This is a genomic window from Rhizobium sp. X9 (genome assembly GCF_018873185.1).
In the GTDB taxonomy this organism is placed as follows: Bacteria; Pseudomonadota; Alphaproteobacteria; order Rhizobiales; family Rhizobiaceae; genus Agrobacterium; species Agrobacterium oryzihabitans.
Map to the genome: position 1 here is coordinate 408,193 of NZ_CP071311.1, position 16,671 is coordinate 424,863.

14 protein-coding genes are annotated in these 16,671 nt (G+C 59.4%); 10 read left to right on the forward strand and 4 right to left on the reverse strand.

Annotated elements, in window-relative coordinates:
- The first annotated feature begins 149 nt into the window (after positions 1-149).
- Both JZY08_RS01985 and JZY08_RS01990 read left to right on the forward strand, forming a co-directional pair.
- Positions 150-1,769: a response regulator gene (locus JZY08_RS01985; protein ID WP_216331487.1), complete on the forward strand. Its 1,620-nt coding sequence runs from the start codon at positions 150-152 to the stop codon at positions 1,767-1,769.
- Between the two features lie 176 nt (positions 1,770-1,945).
- Positions 1,946-3,298, forward strand: a complete 1,353-nt coding sequence (locus JZY08_RS01990; RefSeq protein WP_003494108.1) for a bifunctional diguanylate cyclase/phosphodiesterase — start codon at positions 1,946-1,948, stop codon at positions 3,296-3,298.
- Positions 3,299-3,483: 185 nt separating this feature from the next.
- Here the strand turns inward: JZY08_RS01990 and JZY08_RS01995 are convergent, their stop codons facing one another.
- The 4 genes from JZY08_RS01995 to JZY08_RS02010 all read right to left on the reverse strand — a co-directional run bounded on the left by JZY08_RS01995 (position 3,484) and on the right by JZY08_RS02010 (position 6,780).
- Positions 3,484-4,371 carry an SMP-30/gluconolactonase/LRE family protein gene (locus tag JZY08_RS01995; protein WP_216330807.1) on the reverse strand — a complete coding sequence of 296 codons (888 nt, stop codon included), beginning with the start codon at positions 4,369-4,371 and terminating at the stop codon, positions 3,484-3,486.
- 4 nt (positions 4,372-4,375) lie between these two features.
- Complete coding sequence (locus JZY08_RS02000) at positions 4,376-5,005, reverse strand: 2-dehydro-3-deoxy-6-phosphogalactonate aldolase (protein WP_216330809.1); 630 nt, start codon at positions 5,003-5,005, stop codon at positions 4,376-4,378.
- A 78-nt stretch (positions 5,006-5,083) separates the two neighbouring features.
- A complete protein-coding gene (locus tag JZY08_RS02005; RefSeq protein WP_216330811.1) occupies positions 5,084-5,998 on the reverse strand; it encodes a 2-dehydro-3-deoxygalactonokinase in 915 nt (304 codons plus the stop codon).
- Positions 5,998-6,780, reverse strand: a complete 783-nt coding sequence (locus JZY08_RS02010; protein WP_216330813.1) for an SDR family NAD(P)-dependent oxidoreductase — start codon at positions 6,778-6,780, stop codon at positions 5,998-6,000. Before JZY08_RS02010 ends, JZY08_RS02005 begins: the two co-directional genes overlap by 1 nt.
- Positions 6,781-6,851: 71 nt before the next feature.
- Here JZY08_RS02010 and JZY08_RS02015 point away from each other — a divergent pair, with 71 nt between their 5' ends.
- From JZY08_RS02015 to JZY08_RS02050, 8 genes are all read left to right on the forward strand, one after another.
- Positions 6,852-7,736 carry an IclR family transcriptional regulator gene (locus JZY08_RS02015; RefSeq protein ID WP_216330815.1) on the forward strand — a complete coding sequence of 295 codons (885 nt, stop codon included), beginning with the start codon at positions 6,852-6,854 and terminating at the stop codon, positions 7,734-7,736.
- A gap of 184 nt (positions 7,737-7,920) precedes the next feature.
- On the forward strand, positions 7,921-8,661 hold the full coding sequence (locus JZY08_RS02020; RefSeq protein WP_003494120.1) for a LuxR family transcriptional regulator: 741 nt from the start codon (positions 7,921-7,923) through the stop codon (positions 8,659-8,661).
- A 78-nt stretch (positions 8,662-8,739) separates the two neighbouring features.
- Positions 8,740-9,963: a CmpA/NrtA family ABC transporter substrate-binding protein gene (locus JZY08_RS02025; RefSeq protein WP_216330816.1), complete on the forward strand. Its 1,224-nt coding sequence runs from the start codon at positions 8,740-8,742 to the stop codon at positions 9,961-9,963.
- Positions 9,964-10,091: 128 nt separating this feature from the next.
- Positions 10,092-11,216 (forward strand): Mrp/NBP35 family ATP-binding protein, encoded by a 1,125-nt coding sequence (locus JZY08_RS02030; RefSeq protein WP_003494124.1) that lies wholly within the window; start codon positions 10,092-10,094, stop codon positions 11,214-11,216.
- Positions 11,217-11,543: 327 nt separating this feature from the next.
- Entirely contained in the window at positions 11,544-12,521 is a 978-nt protein-coding gene (gene corA / locus JZY08_RS02035; RefSeq protein ID WP_216330818.1) for a magnesium/cobalt transporter CorA, read from the forward strand.
- Positions 12,522-12,536: 15 nt separating this feature from the next.
- Positions 12,537-14,456, forward strand: coding sequence for a potassium transporter Kup (locus tag JZY08_RS02040; protein ID WP_082183806.1), 1,920 nt, complete (start codon positions 12,537-12,539; stop codon positions 14,454-14,456).
- 367 nt (positions 14,457-14,823) lie between these two features.
- On the forward strand, positions 14,824-15,987 hold the full coding sequence (locus JZY08_RS02045) for a cell wall hydrolase (RefSeq protein WP_216330820.1): 1,164 nt from the start codon (positions 14,824-14,826) through the stop codon (positions 15,985-15,987).
- 270 nt (positions 15,988-16,257) lie between these two features.
- The gene (locus JZY08_RS02050; protein WP_003521044.1) at positions 16,258-16,623 is read left to right on the forward strand and encodes a F0F1 ATP synthase assembly protein; all 366 of its coding nucleotides are present in this window, start codon (positions 16,258-16,260) and stop codon (positions 16,621-16,623) included.
- The last annotated feature ends 48 nt before the right edge of the window (positions 16,624-16,671 follow it).

A 16,671-nucleotide genomic window follows, 5' to 3' on the forward strand; every position in this document is an offset into this window, starting at 1 on the left:
CCCTGATGTCTCTTTTTCGGAATGTGTCGTTTCATCCCGGCATCCGCCTCGGACGATTCCAATAGAAACATAAGCCTGACCCCTTAAAAACAGGCGGGAGTTTGCAGTTGAGTGATTTGGCGTCCTCTGGCGCGGGCGTTCATACGGTGATGCTTGATGCCCTTTGCGACGCGCTTGGCGCGGCGATCGTCGTTTACGACCGTAATGATCACATTATTTTCGCAAGCCGGAAGCTGTTAAGTTTTTTTCCGCTCGAAGAGGGCGTTGTCGGACCGGGCGCGCGGCTGCGCGACTATCTGAGCGCGCTTTACGATTGTTATCTTCAGGAAACGGAAAGTCTGGCAGCCAATGCCCGCCAGCTCGGGCGGGACGAATGGATCGGCGAGCGTCTGGCGCTGCACTGGAAGGAACGGGCGGAAAAGACCGAGCGGCTGAAGGGGGAACGCTTCCTGCGTTTCGTCATGAACCGCCTGCCTTCCGGTCTCGGCATCAGTGTCGTTGCCGATATTTCCGAACAGAAGAAAAGAGAAGAACAGTGGCGCATCGACCTCGAACGCGTCCAGCTGATCGAGGATATTCTCGACAATCTGCCGTTTCCGGTTTTCGTCAAGGATCGGAACATGGCCTATGCCGCAATCAACAAATCCGCCTGCGCCATGGTCGAGACCAGCGCCGAAGCCATTCTCGGAAGAACCGTTTTCGATCTCCATTCGCGCAAGGTGGCAGGCCGCATCGACGCTGCCGATCGCATGGTGCTGGACACCGGCACGCCAAGCGTCATTCCCGAAAGGGTGAGACGCCTGAATGGCGAAGAGGTGCTGACGATCACGCGCAAGCAGCGTGTTGGGCGTTCGGGCCGATATTTCCTCGTGACGACGATGGAGGATGTGACGGCACTTGCCACTATCGATGCGAACGGCATGCCCGTCATTCCTTCGCTCGAACACGTTGCTTTCGTCGCCTCCACCTATGGCAAGGATGATGAACGCGATGCCAGAAGCGGCCTGCTGAAGAGCAAGGCGGTGCTGGTCGTATCCGAAAACGGTCGTTTTGGAGACGTTGCCGGTCGAAGGCTGACCGCAGGCGGCATGGATTATGCCGTCGTGACGAGCGAGGAAGAACAGCGCAGTTTCATCGACATTGCCGCCTCTGCCGGCGTCGGCATCGATGTCGTTGTCGTCGATGCGCAGATGAGCGTCGCATGCCTTGATATCGCGGAAGCCCATGGCCTGCCCGTCGTCACCATAGAGGAAGACGAAATCGATGCATCGCTGCTGCATTATCTTGCCGTTGGCCTCAGCTCCTCTCCCAGGGAAAAATCCTCTGAAGAAGATTGGGAGATCATGACCGAGGACCTGCCCAAAATCCTCAAGACCGGGGGCGTCTGCGAGATACTTCTCGTCGAGGACAACAGGGTCAACCAGATCGTCTTCTCGCAGATCCTCGAAGGCCTGGGGCTGTCTTACCGGCTCGCCACCTCGGGCGAAGAGGCGCTGCGTCTTTTTGCGGAACAGGCGCCCTCCGTCGTCCTGCTGGATACGACACTTTCCGATATCGACGGTTTCGAGGTTGCCCGCCGCATGCGCGAGCTCGCCGGTGACGATCGCATTCCCATTGTCGGCGTCATCACCCATGCATTCGAGGGTGATCTCGACAAATGCCTGGCGTCGGGTATGGACGACATGCTGCTGAAACCCGTCAGTCCCGATATGGTCGAGGCTGTTTTCCTGCGCCTTTTCGGCAAGGATACCCTGCGACTGCAAGCCTGAAATCCAGCCGCCACGGTGAAAACACAGCACATTTTTTGCCGCTGCTCGGGTCTTTTTGAGGCAAGCCGTGGATTTGCCGGAAAACGCCGCCGCTTTTTCGGTTCGCGGCTCTATGGCTTTTTTAATACTTGCCCTGCATTGTGAGCGCGATCACACAGGATTCACGAGATGCAGGAATGAAACGGCCAGAGCCGCAGACGTTGCAGGTCAGCCAGAACGAGCTGCAAGCGATGGCTTACAGCGATCCTTTGACGGGGCTCGGCAACAGATACCGTCTACGGGACAAGATTCGCATGCTCGCGAGCGAACGCTCCAGCGATCCCGCACCCTTCACGGTCGGCATTGCGAATATAGACGGCTTCAAACCCATCAACGATCTTTTCGGCGTGCAGGCGGGCGACGAGATTCTGTGCCAGGTGGCGCATCGCCTGAAGGCCTGCATTCCCGATGGCGCGGTCGTGACGCGCCATGACGGCGATGAATTCGCTTTCGTGCTGCCGCTGGTCTTCGAGCGCACCGGTGCCGAGCGCATCGGCAACATGATCAAGGACGTGCTCTCCGCCCCTTACGATCTCGGCGATCGCAACGTCCGGCTTTCCTCTTCCTTCGGTTTTGCCATCTACCCTTTTGCTGGCGATGATTTCGAGGATCTGCTGAAAAGCGCCGAGACAGCGCTTTACCGGTCCAAACGGCGCGGCCGCGGCCAGATAACGGTCTATTCGCGCGAGATAGCTCAGGAGATGAAGCGCGCCACCCAGCTGGAACAGGCTCTGCGAAACGCCATCATCACCGATGCGATCGATGTGCATTTCCAGCCCATCGTCAGGCTGGAAGAAGCCAAAGTCATCGGTTTCGAGGCGCTTGCCCGCTGGAACGACCCTGATCTCGGCTTCGTATCGCCCGCCGTTTTCGTGCCGCTTGCCGAAGAACGAGGTTTTATCGACGCATTGTCGGAAGCCCTGCTCAGAAAGGCGGCGGAAGCGGCGCTATTCTGGCCGCGCGAGCTTTTCCTCTCCTTCAATCTCTCCTCCGCGCAGCTGATGGACCCCGGCACGGCGGACAATATTCTCTCGATCCTGTCGCGTGTCGGTCTCGACCCGCACCGGCTGGAGCTTGAAATCACCGAAACGGCGGTGATGACATCCGCCGATACCGCGCAGCGCATCATCAGCGAGTTGCAGAGCGCGGGTGTGCGCATTTCCCTCGACGATTTCGGTACGGGCCAGTCAAGCCTCGGTCGTCTGCGCGATTTCACCTTCGACAAGGTCAAGATCGACCGCGCTTTCGTCTCCCGCATCAGCAGCGACCGCCCTTCGGAGCACATCATCAAGGCCATTGTCGCCATGTGCGAAGGTCTCGATCTCGAAGTGGTGGCGGAGGGTATCGAGGAACGGGCGGAAGAAGAAAAGCTGCGTGCACTCGGCTGCGCCATGGGCCAGGGCTATTTTTACGGCCGCCCCGCCGATGCCGCCGCAACCCAGCGTTACCTGCACGAGAATTACCGCGAGATCCTGTCGGATATTCCCTGAGAAGTGAAATGGCCGTTAAGAGGCGGTGGCGGGACCTCCCCACCTCCCTCATTCCTGTGCTTGTCACAGGAATCCAGCCGACGCGCGTCTGCGCGGCGAAACGACTCCTCTCAGCCCAAGGACTTGGGCTGGCTAGATTCCTGTGACAAGCACAGGAATGAGGGGAGGGCGGAGCGTGCTACGCCTCACAACCGGTAAAGCGGCTCGAACCGGCCTTTCACCTCAATCCCAAGCTCGAATGTCTTTCCGTGCTGCGGGTTGGCGGCAATGGCGTCGTCGTCGAGATTTTCGCGGGCGGATGTGACGAGAAGACGGGACGCACCGGGGCCGATGAAGGCCGGGCAGGTGGTTTGTCCCGCCGGCACCAGATAGCGTTCGATATGCTTGCCACTGGCATCGTAACGATCGACCGCACCCATGCCCCAGCGGGCGTTCCAGATATGACCTTCCGCATCGCAGACCGATCCGTCTATGCCGCCATCGATACCGGCGGAATCGACCAGCACCTCGGCCTTACCGGAGGGAAGGCCTGTCTCGGCATCAAGAGGCACCTTCATCAGTTTATTCACCTTGGTGTCGACGTAATATCCGGTCGCGCCGTCAGGTGAAAAGCAGATGGAATTCGGAATGCTGACTTCAGCAAACAGCTTGGTGACGGTGCCTTTGGCGACGTGGTAGATGCTGCCCGCGCCGGTTTCCGCCTTCCGGCCCATGGTGCCGATCCAGAGCGCGCCCGAGGGATGCATGCGCCCATCATTGGAGCGGTTGCCGGGCATGTCCTTTTCCAGTTCCGCATGCAGCGTCAGCACACCGGTCGCCGTGTCACGCAGGAAAAGGCCGTCATCGGAGGCGATCAATTGCTTGCTGTCGCTGATCTTGGCCAATGCGCTACCCATGAAAGGCAGGGCATAGACAGTTTTGCGGCCGGAAGCGAAATGCAGCTCATGCAGCTCCCGTTCGACAATATTGAACCACCAGGCGGTGCCGGTCGTCGCGTCGAAGGTCGGGCCTTCGCCAAGCGTCATCGGCGTCTCGTCCAGAGCCTGTCCGGCAAAGGGAAAAACGGTTGCCAAGCTCTTATCCTCCGATTGCGGCGTCATAGGCAGAAAGCGTGACGGTGGCACGTTCCCGAACCTCCGCCGCCGTCATGCCGGGCTTGTAGAGGCTTGTTCCAAGCCCGAAGGCAAGGATGCCGGCCTTGGTATATTCGGCGAAATTCTTGTCCGACACGCCACCGACGGCGGCGATAACCAGATCCTTCGGCAGGATTGTCCTGATGGCATTGATACCGGCGGGGCCGATGATGCTGGCGGGGAAGAACTTCAGCCCCGTCGCCCCGGCCTTTGCGGCAACCAGCGCCTCGGTGGGGGTGAGAACGCCCGGCATCGTCACCATGCCCTTGACGCGTGCGGCGACAATCACGTCGGCATCGGCGTTCGGGCTGACCATCAGCTTGCCGCCGGCCGCATCAAGCGATTCCACGTCTTCCACACTCAGCACGGTGCCTGCGCCGATCAGGCAATCGGCGGGCGCCATCTTCGCGGCGATCTCGATCGAACGGAACGGATCGGGTGAATTAAGCGGGATTTCGATGGCGCGGAAGCCGGTCTCGATCAGCGCGCCGACGACGCCTTCGGTTTCCTCGGGTTTCAGACCGCGCAGAATGGCGATCAGCGGATATTTTATGGAAGGGAAGGGGATACGCATGGTGTTTCTTTCGTCCTGAAGCGGAATGGCGACAAGTGCGAGCGGTTTTCGCGAGAAATTCCGCTCACACTATATGATTTAGGGCCAGATGGTATTCGCAGCGGCCAGCAATCCGCGCCGCACGGCCTCGTCTGCATCGATGACCGTATATTGAATGTCCAGGGCCGCGAATGCACCCTCGTAAAGCGCGCCAAGTGCGCCGGAGCCGATCAGCACCACCGGGGTATCCCGGCTTGCGGAGGAATGCGCGCCGGCAATTTCCAGCCCGATCATGATGCCGGAAAGCTTGGCCTTGGCGTCGGTTGCGGCAAGGCCATGCAGCAACTGCCCGGAGCGCAGGGTGAACAGCCGGTTGGTCGCCAGCTGCGGATTGGCGTAGATGTCGCGTACGGCCGCCTTGAAGGCTTCATGTTCGCCATTAAAGGCTTCGGCCTCGGCCACCGCATGGGAAAGGATCGTCTGCTTGGAGATGACCTCGAAGAGTTCGCCGGTCATGAAAGTGGCAAAGCCGGTAACGTCGCCGCCCTTGACCGTCACCCATTTGGAATGCGTGCCGGGCATGCAGACCAGCTTTTCGCCGGCGTCGGCGGAAGCGAGTGCGCCGAGCAATTGCGTTTCCTCGCCGCGCATCACATCGGGCGCGTTTTTATCCCGCTGCGCCAGACCCGGCAGAATGCGCACATCCCGCACCTGACCCGGCACACGAACCGCACCTTCGAGAACCGCGGAAAGCGATGCCGGCACGTCGATATAGCCAGCCTCGACCCAGCCCTGCCGCGCCCCCGCCATGCCGCAGACGAGAACCGGCAGGTTGTCCGGCGCGCCGATGGCGTCGAGATGCGATTGCAGCACCTCGGCAAAACCGGTGCGCATGGCTGTCGTCATGCCTTCCGCGCTGCGTCGTTCGGCCAGCACCGCGCCTGATCGGCTGAGGAGCCAGAGCCGGAAGCTGGTCGTGCCCCAGTCGACGGCGATAAAAGCGGGTTCAGACATTATAACAGGCCTCCGTCTACGATTATGGATTGCGCCGTGATGGCGCTCGATGCCGATGATGCGAGAAACAGGCACGGCCCCGCCAGATCGGCGGCGACAAGCGTGCGCCTGAGACATTGGCGCGCCGTGGTCGCGGCAATCCCGTCATCCGTCAGCCATAGTTCCTTCTGCCGCTCCGTCACGATCATGCCCGGCAAAAGCGCGTTGACGCGGATGTTTTCCGGCCCCAGCCTGCCGGCAAGGCTTTTCGTCAGGCCGATGATCCCGGCCTTGGCCGCCGCATAGGAGGGGAGATCGCCCATGTTCAGGAGAAACGAGATCGAGGAGAAATTGACGATGGACGCATCCTTCGCCTTTCTCAAATGGGGAAGCGCCGCCTGAATGGTGAAGAACATCTGCTTCAAATTGACGGCCTGATTGGCATCCCAATAGGCTTCCGTCACGGTGTCGATGTCGTGGCGGTCGTCCCATGCGGCGTTGTTGACCAGCACCTTGAGGCCGCCGGTGGCGAATGCCGCCGCCTCCACTGTCCTTCCGATTGCGGGAATGTCGCTGAGGTCGGTCTTGAAAAAATGCACCGGGTGAGGCGCCATTGCCGAAAGCCGCCGGACAAGCGCGAGGCTCGGCTCTTCCGCAATGTCGATGAAGGCGACCTTCGCCCCCTGCATGGCAAAGGCTTCCACCAGCGATGCGCCGATGCCCGAGCCGCCGCCGGTGACGAGCACGCCCGCGTCCTTGAGGTCATGGAAATGGGCTTGCGTCATCGGCATCGTCTCATCCATTGAGGGCTTGATTGTTCCAATATATGGAACTAGATTTTACTAAATGGAATTATTCTCTTGGCGTCACGCTTATGTCAAGGCAGATGACGGTGGATGTTGCCATGCCTGATCCTAAAAAGCCCAATCTTAAAAAGCCCGATGATCAAAAGCATGACGCCGTTCCGGGCCGCGCGCGAAAAACGGAAACCGTGACCGGCACGCTCGGAAAGGCCGTCTCGCTTCTGGAACTCATTGCCTTTGCCGAGAAACCGATGCGCTTTACCGAAGTGGTCGAGGCTTGCGGCCAGCCGCGCGGCACCGTTCATCGCCAGCTCTCCCATCTCGTCGCCGAAGGTCTGATCGACCATGCCGCCGACCAGACCTATGCCGTGGGTTTGAGGCTGCTGCAACTGGCGGCAAAAGCCTGGAGCGGCAACGATCTGCGCAGCATTGCCGCCCCCCACCTGGCAGCGCTGCAGGAGGCGACGCAGGAATCCGTGCATCTCGCCGTTTTGAACGGCGGTCAGGTCACCTACCTCGACAAGATGGAGGGCAAGCAAAGTCTGCGCATGCATTCGCAGGTCGGCAAAACCTCGCCGGCCTATTGCACGGGGGTGGGCAAGGCCGCGCTTTCGCTGCTTGCCATCAAGGATCTGGCGGGGGTCGCCGCAGGGCTGGACTTTCACCGCTTCACGCAAAACACGCTCGTAACCCCGGAGGCGTTGATTGAGGATGTCTCGGCTATCCGCAAAAACGGTTATGGCTTCGACCTGCAGGAGCATGAGATCGGAATCCATTGCGTCGCCGCTCCGGTGCGGGCGCCCGGGCGCAATTTTTATGCGGCGATTTCCGTCACCGGTCCCGCCTATCGCGTTGATCTGGAACAGCTTCGCAAATGGGGACCGCTGGTGCGCGAAACCGCGGATAAAATTGCGGCGGAACTTGCTTTCAAATTATCCCCGGTTGCGGGCGGTTGAATAAAGCAGGGCTAGCGAAACGCTGGCAGAGAACGGGTTTGTGAAAGTGAAATCGTATTTTCGATTATTCTGAATTAAGTTTTCAACTTTTGTTTGCATGAATCGATTTGGTGAGTAACATCCGCAATTCCGGGCAAAGGGGGTCTTTGCGGCGGCATTTTCTCATTCTCGAAGAACAGCTTTCATGCAGAAAACAGAGACGGCCGCCGTTCAGTCGATTGGTGTGGATTGCGTTCGCGAGATCGCCGATCTGAACACGCAATTCGACATATTCCGTTTTTTGAAACGGCTGACGGAGGCATGGGAATTCAAGGCCTTCATGGTACTCGACCTGTCGTCCGAAATGGCGAGCGAGCTGTCGCAATATACCATCATCACCAGCTGGCCGGCCGAACTTTTGCAGCGTTACGATGAAGAGGGCATGCTGCAGAACAGCCGGGTGATGGCGCAGTTGAAAAAATCGACCGCACCCTTTTCCGTTTCCATGGATTTTCTGGCCAAGGGTGACGAACATATCGCCAGGAAATCGGTAATCGGTCTCTTCGAGCGGTTCGAAATGATCAATTCGGTTTGGTTTCCCGTTCACGACATCACCACGACGAGGGGCGCAGTGTCGTTCTCCGGCAATAAGACGGTTCTGCCGCTCAGCCAGCTGGCGGAGCTTTTCTATATTTCCAGCCATATCTTTGCCCGGCTATCTGAAATCCGCCGACTGGACCTGCGCGTGCCCGAAACATTGAGCGAGCGGGAAATAGACTGTCTGAACTGGACGGCGGCCGGCAAAACCAGCGCCGAAATCGCTGAAATCATGATGCTGTCTGAGCATACCATCAATCATTACCTGAACCGCGCGACGAAAAAACTCGACACGGTCAACCGCACCCAGGCGGTTGCCAAGGCTCTGCGCGTCGGCCTGATTAAATAGCGAAATCGCAATTTTATCATTGTGATAAACGGGTTCCTGGGCGATCCTTCTTTCGAATCACCGGAAAGGAGAAATCGTTTGCCGGAACGGCATAAGGTAAAAGCGGGATTTTCTCCGACTGTCGACTGCGCCGTGCTGGTAGCCGCTGCCGAGAAAGGCTTTGCTGCCGATGAAGGCATAGAACTGGAACTCGTCCGAAAGCAGTCCGCGCGCGCCGTGCTTGCCGCACTTGACGAGAATGACGTTCAGATCGCGCATCTGCCCGCGCCGCTTCCGGTCGGTTCCGCCGTTGGCCTCGACGATCTGCCCGCCGATATCATCGGTGTTTTCACACTCTCCCTTGGCGGATCGGCAACGACCGTTTCTCATGGATTTTACGACGAGCTTTACCGTGAAGGTTTGAAGCTGCCGGATCCGGCGGCCTTCGGGCGAGCTATGGCCCGTGTCTGCGCCGCGCGCCGGGCCGCGGGGGGGAACCCGCCTGTATTCGCGGTCGAGGATATCGTCTCCACACCGTTTTATGCCCTGCGATATCTGCTCGGAAGCTGCGGCGTGCTGCTCGGGCGGGATATGGAAATTGTCGAAGCCCTGCCGAAGGCGATGCCGGCACTTCTGGAAAGCGGCAAAGTCGATGCGCTCTGTACCGCCGAGCCGGCGGGCAGCGCCGTGGTTCTGGGGGGTGCCGGACGGATCGTCACGACCGGAGCGCTGATCTGGCACAATGCCCCGGAAAAGATGCTGGCCACGAAGCGGCCTTGGGCGGAGGCGAACGCCACCCTGCTGGAAGGGCTGCTGCGCGCACTTTACCGTGCAGGCGAATGGTGCGCCAATCCCGCCAATATCGAAGAACTCACCGGCATTCTCGCCGCTCCCCATTATATTGACGAAAACGGCGAATTCCTGCTTCCGGCGCTGACGGGATATATTTCCACCTCGCTGCGGGACATGCAGCGCTATCCGGAATTTTTCGTGACGAGCGCCAAGGCCGCCAATTTCCCCTGGCAGAGCCAGGCCCTGTGGTTCTTCAGCCAGATGTTGCGCTGGGGCGAGGTTCCCGCCGAGCGCCGGTTCGACGCGGCCGTGGTGGAGGCTGCACGCAATGCCTACCGGCCGGATATCTTCCGCAAGGCGATGAAACCGCTTTTTGTGCCCGTGCCGGGCGCAAACCTGAAGCTGGAAGGCACGCTCAGGGAGCCGGTGCATGTCGGTGCCTCGCGCACAGGCCTCGTGCTCGGTCCAGATTGTTTTTTCGATGGCCGCGTTTTCGACCCGGAAACACTCGATATGGACGACGAAATCTGAAACCGGGGTGTTAAATCGTCGCGAATGTCCGCCCCATCTTCTTTAGCATTGGCGAAGCGCTCTGGCTTGTCTATGGATGGCGCGGAATTGAGCCCCTATCCGGCGGGATGATGCAGCGGAGTGAAATTATGGCAGAGGTCAGCAAGAACCAGGTCGAGAAGGCTTTGGAGGCCGTCATCTATCCCGGCAGCGATAAAAACATCGTGGCGCTCGGCATGGTCTCTGAAATCTTCATTGCCGACGCGAAAGCCTATTTCTCGATCACCGTTCCCGCCGACAAGGCAGCCGATATGGAACCGTTGAGGCTTTCGGCGGAAAAGGCCGCCAAAAGTGTTGAAGGTATTGTCGGCGCAGTCGTGGCGCTGACCGCGGATCGAAAGCCGGGCAAAGAGCCACCGCCGCGCCCCGCCGCCGCGCCCGGCCGCCCGGCCGCCCAGCCACGCTCTTCCAAGGTCGGGGTCCCGGGCGTCGGCGCCATCATCGCGGTTGCCTCGGGCAAAGGCGGGGTCGGCAAGTCTACGACCGCTGTCAATCTGGCGCTCGGTCTGCAGGCGCTCGGCCTCAGGGTCGGCATGCTCGACGCCGATATCTACGGTCCGTCCCTGCCGAGGTTGCTTAAGATTTCCGGTCGCCCGCAGCAGCAGGAAGACCGCATCATCGTTCCCATGGAGAATTACGGGCTGAAGGTCATGTCCATGGGCTTCCTGGTGGATGAGGAAGCGGCGATGATCTGGCGCGGGCCGATGGTGCAGTCGGCATTGATGCAGATGCTGCGCGAAGTCGCATGGGGCGAGCTCGATGTGCTGGTGCTCGACATGCCGCCCGGCACGGGTGATGCGCAGCTCACCATCGCCCAGCAGGTGCCGCTTGCCGGCGCCGTCATCGTTTCCACGCCGCAGGATCTGGCGCTCATCGATGCGCGCAAGGGCATCACCATGTTCCGCAAGGTGGAAGTTCCGCTGCTCGGCGTCATCGAGAATATGAGCTATTTCATCGCGCCGGATACGGGAGCGCGTTACGATATTTTCGGCCATGGCGGGGCAAAGGCGGAGGCCGAGAGGATCGGCGTACCGTTCCTCGGCGAAGTGCCGCTCACCATTTCCATCCGTGAAATGTCGGATGCCGGAACGCCTGTTGTTGCCGCAGAACCGGACAGCCCGCAGGCTGCGATCTACCGCGATATTGCGGAAAAAGTCTGGGCACGCATCGGCGCGGACGAAAGAAAACCGGCGCCGAAAATCGTTTTCGAATAGCGTTCAACAAGCCGACCCAATGGTGGGATAGAAAGAATATCCTTTAATTACAGCAGATTAATCGGTGCATTCGGAGAGGGTCTTCGGGTTTAATCTCCAGAGATGCTTCGCCTGCAAGGCTGTCGCGAAAAAATATTGCTTGATTGCTTCTCGCTTTGGGAGCATACGCCTGCGCCGTTTGGCTCTTGGTCCGTGGGGCTGGCGAGATGTGAAAATCCCGCCCGTTCCAGCGTTCCCTGAAGTGTCGTCCAAAGGTTTGCCGACCTTGAACAGGATATGTTAAGCAGCATTGCGGCTGAAGCCTGCGATGCGGACCGGAGAAACGGATTGATAAAAGCCTATCGCGCCAATTGCGAGGCGATCAGCCTGTCGCCAGACGACGGCTCCGAACAGATTCCCGACGACGTCGTCTGGATCGATCTCGTCAATCCGGACAGGGCTGAAGAGCATCATGTGGAAAAGCTGCTGGGGCTTGACCTGCCCACCCGCGAGGATTTGAAGGACATCGAGCCCTCCAGCCGCCTCTACATGGAAGACGGCAATGTCTTCATGACCGCTTCTCTGGTGTGGAAGGCGGACTCCGACGATCCGCGCCTGACCGACGTCGCCTTCATTCTTGCCGGCAAACGCCTCGTGACGATCCGTTATGCCGAGCCGAAGTCGTTCAACCTTTTCATCGCCGCCATCACCCGCGCGCCGCACGAAATGCGCAGCGGCACCGTGCTGCTTTTGAAGCTGCTTGAAACCATTGTCGACCGGACGGCGGAAATCCTCGAAAACTCGGTGGCCGGCATCGACAATCTCGCCGCCGAGATTCTCGGCAGCCAGGCGCGCAGCAAGCGCAAGCAACCGCGCTATCTCGAGGAACGCCTGACGAATATCGCCGCCTATCACCGCCTCATTTCAAAAGTGCGCGACAGTCTCGCATCGCTTGCCCGTGTGCAGGGTTTTCTGCACACAAGCACGCAGGTGCAGCAGGACAAGGAGGTGAGGGAGCAGGGCAAGTCGATCGGGCGCGATATCCAGTCGCTGACCGAACATGCCTCCTTCGTTTCCGGCAATCTGACATTCCTGCTCGACGCTTCTCTCGGCATCATCAACATCGAGCAGAACGGCATCATCAAGATTTTCTCTATTGCCTCGGTGGTGTTTTTGCCGCCGACCCTGGTGGCTTCGGTTTACGGAATGAACTTTCAGCTCATGCCGGAGTTGAACTGGACATTTGGTTATCCACTCGCGCTCGTCGTCATGCTGATGTCCGCAATCATCCCGTTTCTCTTTTTTCGTTGGAAGGGCTGGCTCTGAGGAGCCAGGATCATCATGTCTCAAATCGTCGACAAGGACGTTGCCGAGAAACCGGATTCGGACGACAAACATCAGAACAAGGGGCTTTATGCCGCGATCCTTGGTTCCATCGGTGTTGTTTATGGCGATATCGGTACCAGCCCTCTTTATGCCTTCCGCGAAGCCCTGCGGCCGATCGCCTATGATGGCGTGACGCGGGAGGAAGTTATCGGCCTGACATCACTGATGATCTGGGCTTTGACGATCATCGTGACGTTCAAATATATCACGCTTCTGCTGCGCGCCGACAATGACGGCGAAGGCGGCACGCTCTCGCTTCTGGCGCTGTTGATGAAGACGGCCGGCACCCACCGCAGCATTCTCATCGTGCTCGGCCTCATCGGCGCTGCCCTCTTCCTGGGCGATGCCATGATCACGCCGGCACTTTCGGTGCTTTCGGCGGTGGAGGGTCTGAAACTCGTCACTCCGGCGATGGATGACTTTATTATACCGATTTCCGTCTGCATTCTCATCGGCCTCTTCGCGATCCAGTCGCACGGCACGGGAACCGTGGCGAAATTCTTCGGACCGATCACCGCGGTCTGGTTCCTGGTCATGGGTGTTGCCGGCCTCATTCACATCGCCGATGATTTCGGCATTCTCTATGCGTTCAACCCCTGGCATGCGGTCGAGTTTCTGGCCAATGAAGGCTTTTACGGCATCGTCGTGCTGGGCGCGGTTTTCCTGACGATCACGGGTGCTGAAGCGCTTTATGCCGATCTTGGCCATTTCGGCCGCCGTCCCATCCAGTGGGCATGGTTCTGTCTGGTGTTCCCGGCACTGACGCTGAATTATCTCGGTCAGGGCGCGCTGGTTCTCAAGGATCCGGCGGCAATGTCCAATCCGTTTTACCTGATGTTCCCGCAATGGGCGATCCTGCCGGCCGTCATTCTGGCCACCGCCGCCACCATCATCGCCAGCCAGGCGGTCATAACAGGCGCGTTCTCGCTCGTGCGTCAGGCCATCCATCTCGGCTACCTGCCGCGCATGGAAATCCTCTTCACCTCGGAAACGAATACCGGGCAGATCTACCTTCCCGCCGTCAACACCATCCTGCTGTTCGGCGTGGTCGCGCTGGTGCTCACCTTCAAGAGTTCGGATGCGCTGGCCACCGCCTATGGCATTTCGGTCACCGGTGCGATGGTCGTCACCAGCCTGATGTTCTTCGAATTCGTGCGCAAGCGCTGGCAATGGTCCATCTGGCTGGCCCTTGCCGTGCTGGCGCCGCTTCTGCTGCTAGAACTGGTGTTCCTCGGCGCCAACCTGCTCAAGATCCACGATGGCGGTTACGTGCCGGTGATGCTGGCAATCGCCTTCACCATCATCATGACCACCTGGCAGCGCGGCTCGAAAATCCTCTTCGCCAAGACCCGTCGCAGCGATGTGCCGCTCAAGGCCTTCGTCGCTTCGGTCGAGAAGGAAAGCGCCCATGCGCCGGTGCGTGTGCCCGGCACCGCGATTTTCCTGACTGGCGATCCGGAGGCCGCGCCGGCCGCATTGCTGCACAATCTCAAGCATAACCACGTCCTTCACGACAAGAACGTCATCCTGACGATCCGCACCGAGGACCAGCCGCGCGTCCGCCCGGAAGATCGTTATACTCTCACGAAACTGAGCGATCGCTTTGCGGTGGTCGAACTGCATTTCGGCTTCATGGAAACCCAGAACGTCACCCAGGCGCTGGGTTACCTGAGGCGCACCGGCTACAAGTTCGACATCATGTCCACCTCGTTTTATCTCGGCCGCCGCAAGCTGGTGCCAGATCCGAAGTCGGGCATGCCGGGCTGGCAGAACCGCCTGTTCATCGCGCTTGCCGAAACGGCCGCCGACCCGTCGGATTATTTCCGCCTTCCGGCCAACCGCGTGGTGGAACTGGGCTCCCACGTCGTCGTGTGATGAAGTGGGCATGCCCTCAATGTAGCTGGGCGGTCTCCTTCTTTCCGTCATACCGGCCTTGAGCCGGTATCCAGCCAGCCCAAGTTCTTGGGCTGAAAGGAGTCTTTACGCCGCGCGGATGCGCGTCGGCTGGATTCCGGCTCGAGGCCGGAATGACGGATGTGGAGATGCCCTGCGGGACAGTTATGATCGGCACATGCGAACTCGACTCCACGCCACGCGCATTAGAAGGTGGTTACACATTAACGTGAAGCCGCGTCCGGGCGCGGCGTTAACCAAGCATCAAGGTTAATAAGAGATTCTCGAACACCTGTAGCAAATTTGGTTGTCGGTGTTCGGAGTGCTGGTTTTGCGTTCGAAAAGTGTAATGCGTCGTCGGTCCTCCGCGTCCTTTCAGGCATGGACGTCCAGATGGGCCTCACCGGTCGTCTTCGGCCTTGCCGCCTGGCTCGTCTTTCCCTCCCTCGCTGCGCGTGCTGATCTCGCCTCCCTGCTGGCCGGGTTGGACAATGGCGGTGAGCAATGGCGCATGGTGCTGACAGCCTCTCCGGCCGGTTCCGTCCACAACGCCTCGCTCACTTTCAACGATGCGGCAGGGGAGGCGGCGCTGTATGGCAGCGGCATGACCCTGCCCGATGGCCGCAAGGTGGCCTTCGTCACCAACAAGAAGGGTGAGGAGACGACGCCTGACAGCGACCGCGTCAACCGCGCCGCCAAGAAGGGCCGCATCGTCGCAACCGAAATCATGCAGCCGCCGAAGGCCTTCACTGCCGGTTCCGTTCTGCAGCGCACCAGCATGCTGGATATAGAGCCGCTGAAGCGCAAGGACCGCACCGCTTTCGTCAAGCCGAAGCGCGGCAAGGATGTCGAACTCGCCTCTTTCTATTTCCGCCGTGATGAAAAGAAGGCGGACAAGAGCGTCTCGCCGATGTTGGCGGAACTCATCACCAACAGGACCCCGGACATTCTCGCCACGGCTTACGCGCCCGCCGCACCGGATTTTGCCCGCGAGTCTCCTTTCGACGCCATTCTCAGGAAGCCCGAGGCTGGACGTTTCGTGCCGCAGATCAGCGAGGAGGACCACGCCTGGGCAGCGACCCCGCTGCCGGCCGAGGTGTTTTCGCCGGCCGAACAGCAATGCCTCTCATCCGGCATCTATTTCGAGGCGCGCGGAGAATCGGTGAAGGGGCAGGCGGCCGTGGCGCAGGTCATCCTCAACCGCGTCCGAAACCCCGCTTATCCGAAAACCATCTGCGGCGTGGTCTATCAGAACAAGGACTGGCGCAACCGCTGCCAGTTTTCCTTCGCCTGCGACAATATCAAGGACCGCGTGAATTCCGAACGCCACTGGAAAATGGCGCGTGAAGTGGCCATGGCCACCACCGCCGGCAAGATCTGGCTGAAGGAAGTGGGTTCCGCCACCCATTATCATGCCGTTTATGTGCGTCCCGCCTGGGGCAAGACCATGAAGAAGGTCGGCAGGATTGGCCTGCACGTCTTTTACCGTACCTATGGTGGCGGCTGGAGCTGATCACACCGCCAATTTGTCGCATTTTCCGTGTCAAAAATGCCGATTCCCTCGCGAAACATCGCCGTCAAACGGCGATTTGGCATCAAGTCATTGTTTTTCAATGATTAATTTGTGCTGAAACAAGCACCCTCAGTGCCTTGACTAGAGAAGCCCCTAAAACTATGTTGCGCGCGACTTCAGAGCGGGCTGGAACAGGCTTAATCCGTCACCGTTTACAACTCCAAAGGGTTCTGGCATGGCTGGAACGGAGAAAATGGGTGGGATTTTAAGATGACTGGCAACCGTGACGATAGTCTGGACGAGCGCCGCAAGCGCCTTGCTGACGAGCTGGCAAAGGTGAAGGCGGAGGATGAGGCGGAAGTGAGGGCGGAGACCAACGCTGCGGAAAACCGAAAAGGTTTTGCGATGGCGGTGAAGCTCTCATCGGAGTTCATTTCGGCCATCGTGGTCGGCGCTATGCTGGGTTATCTTCTGGACTATTTTGTCGGCACGACGCCGTGGGGGATGATCGTTCTTCTTCTTCTCGGTTTCTGCGCAGGCGTATTGAATGTGTTGCGCTCGACGGGCGCGGTGGCAAAGCCGCCGCTGCTGGAGAAGGCGGACAGACGAGACGAGGGTGGAAAAGGCGGCGTTTAAGCTGTTTTTTCTTGCAGTTGAGATGCCGCCATGAGCGGCGACAGGTAA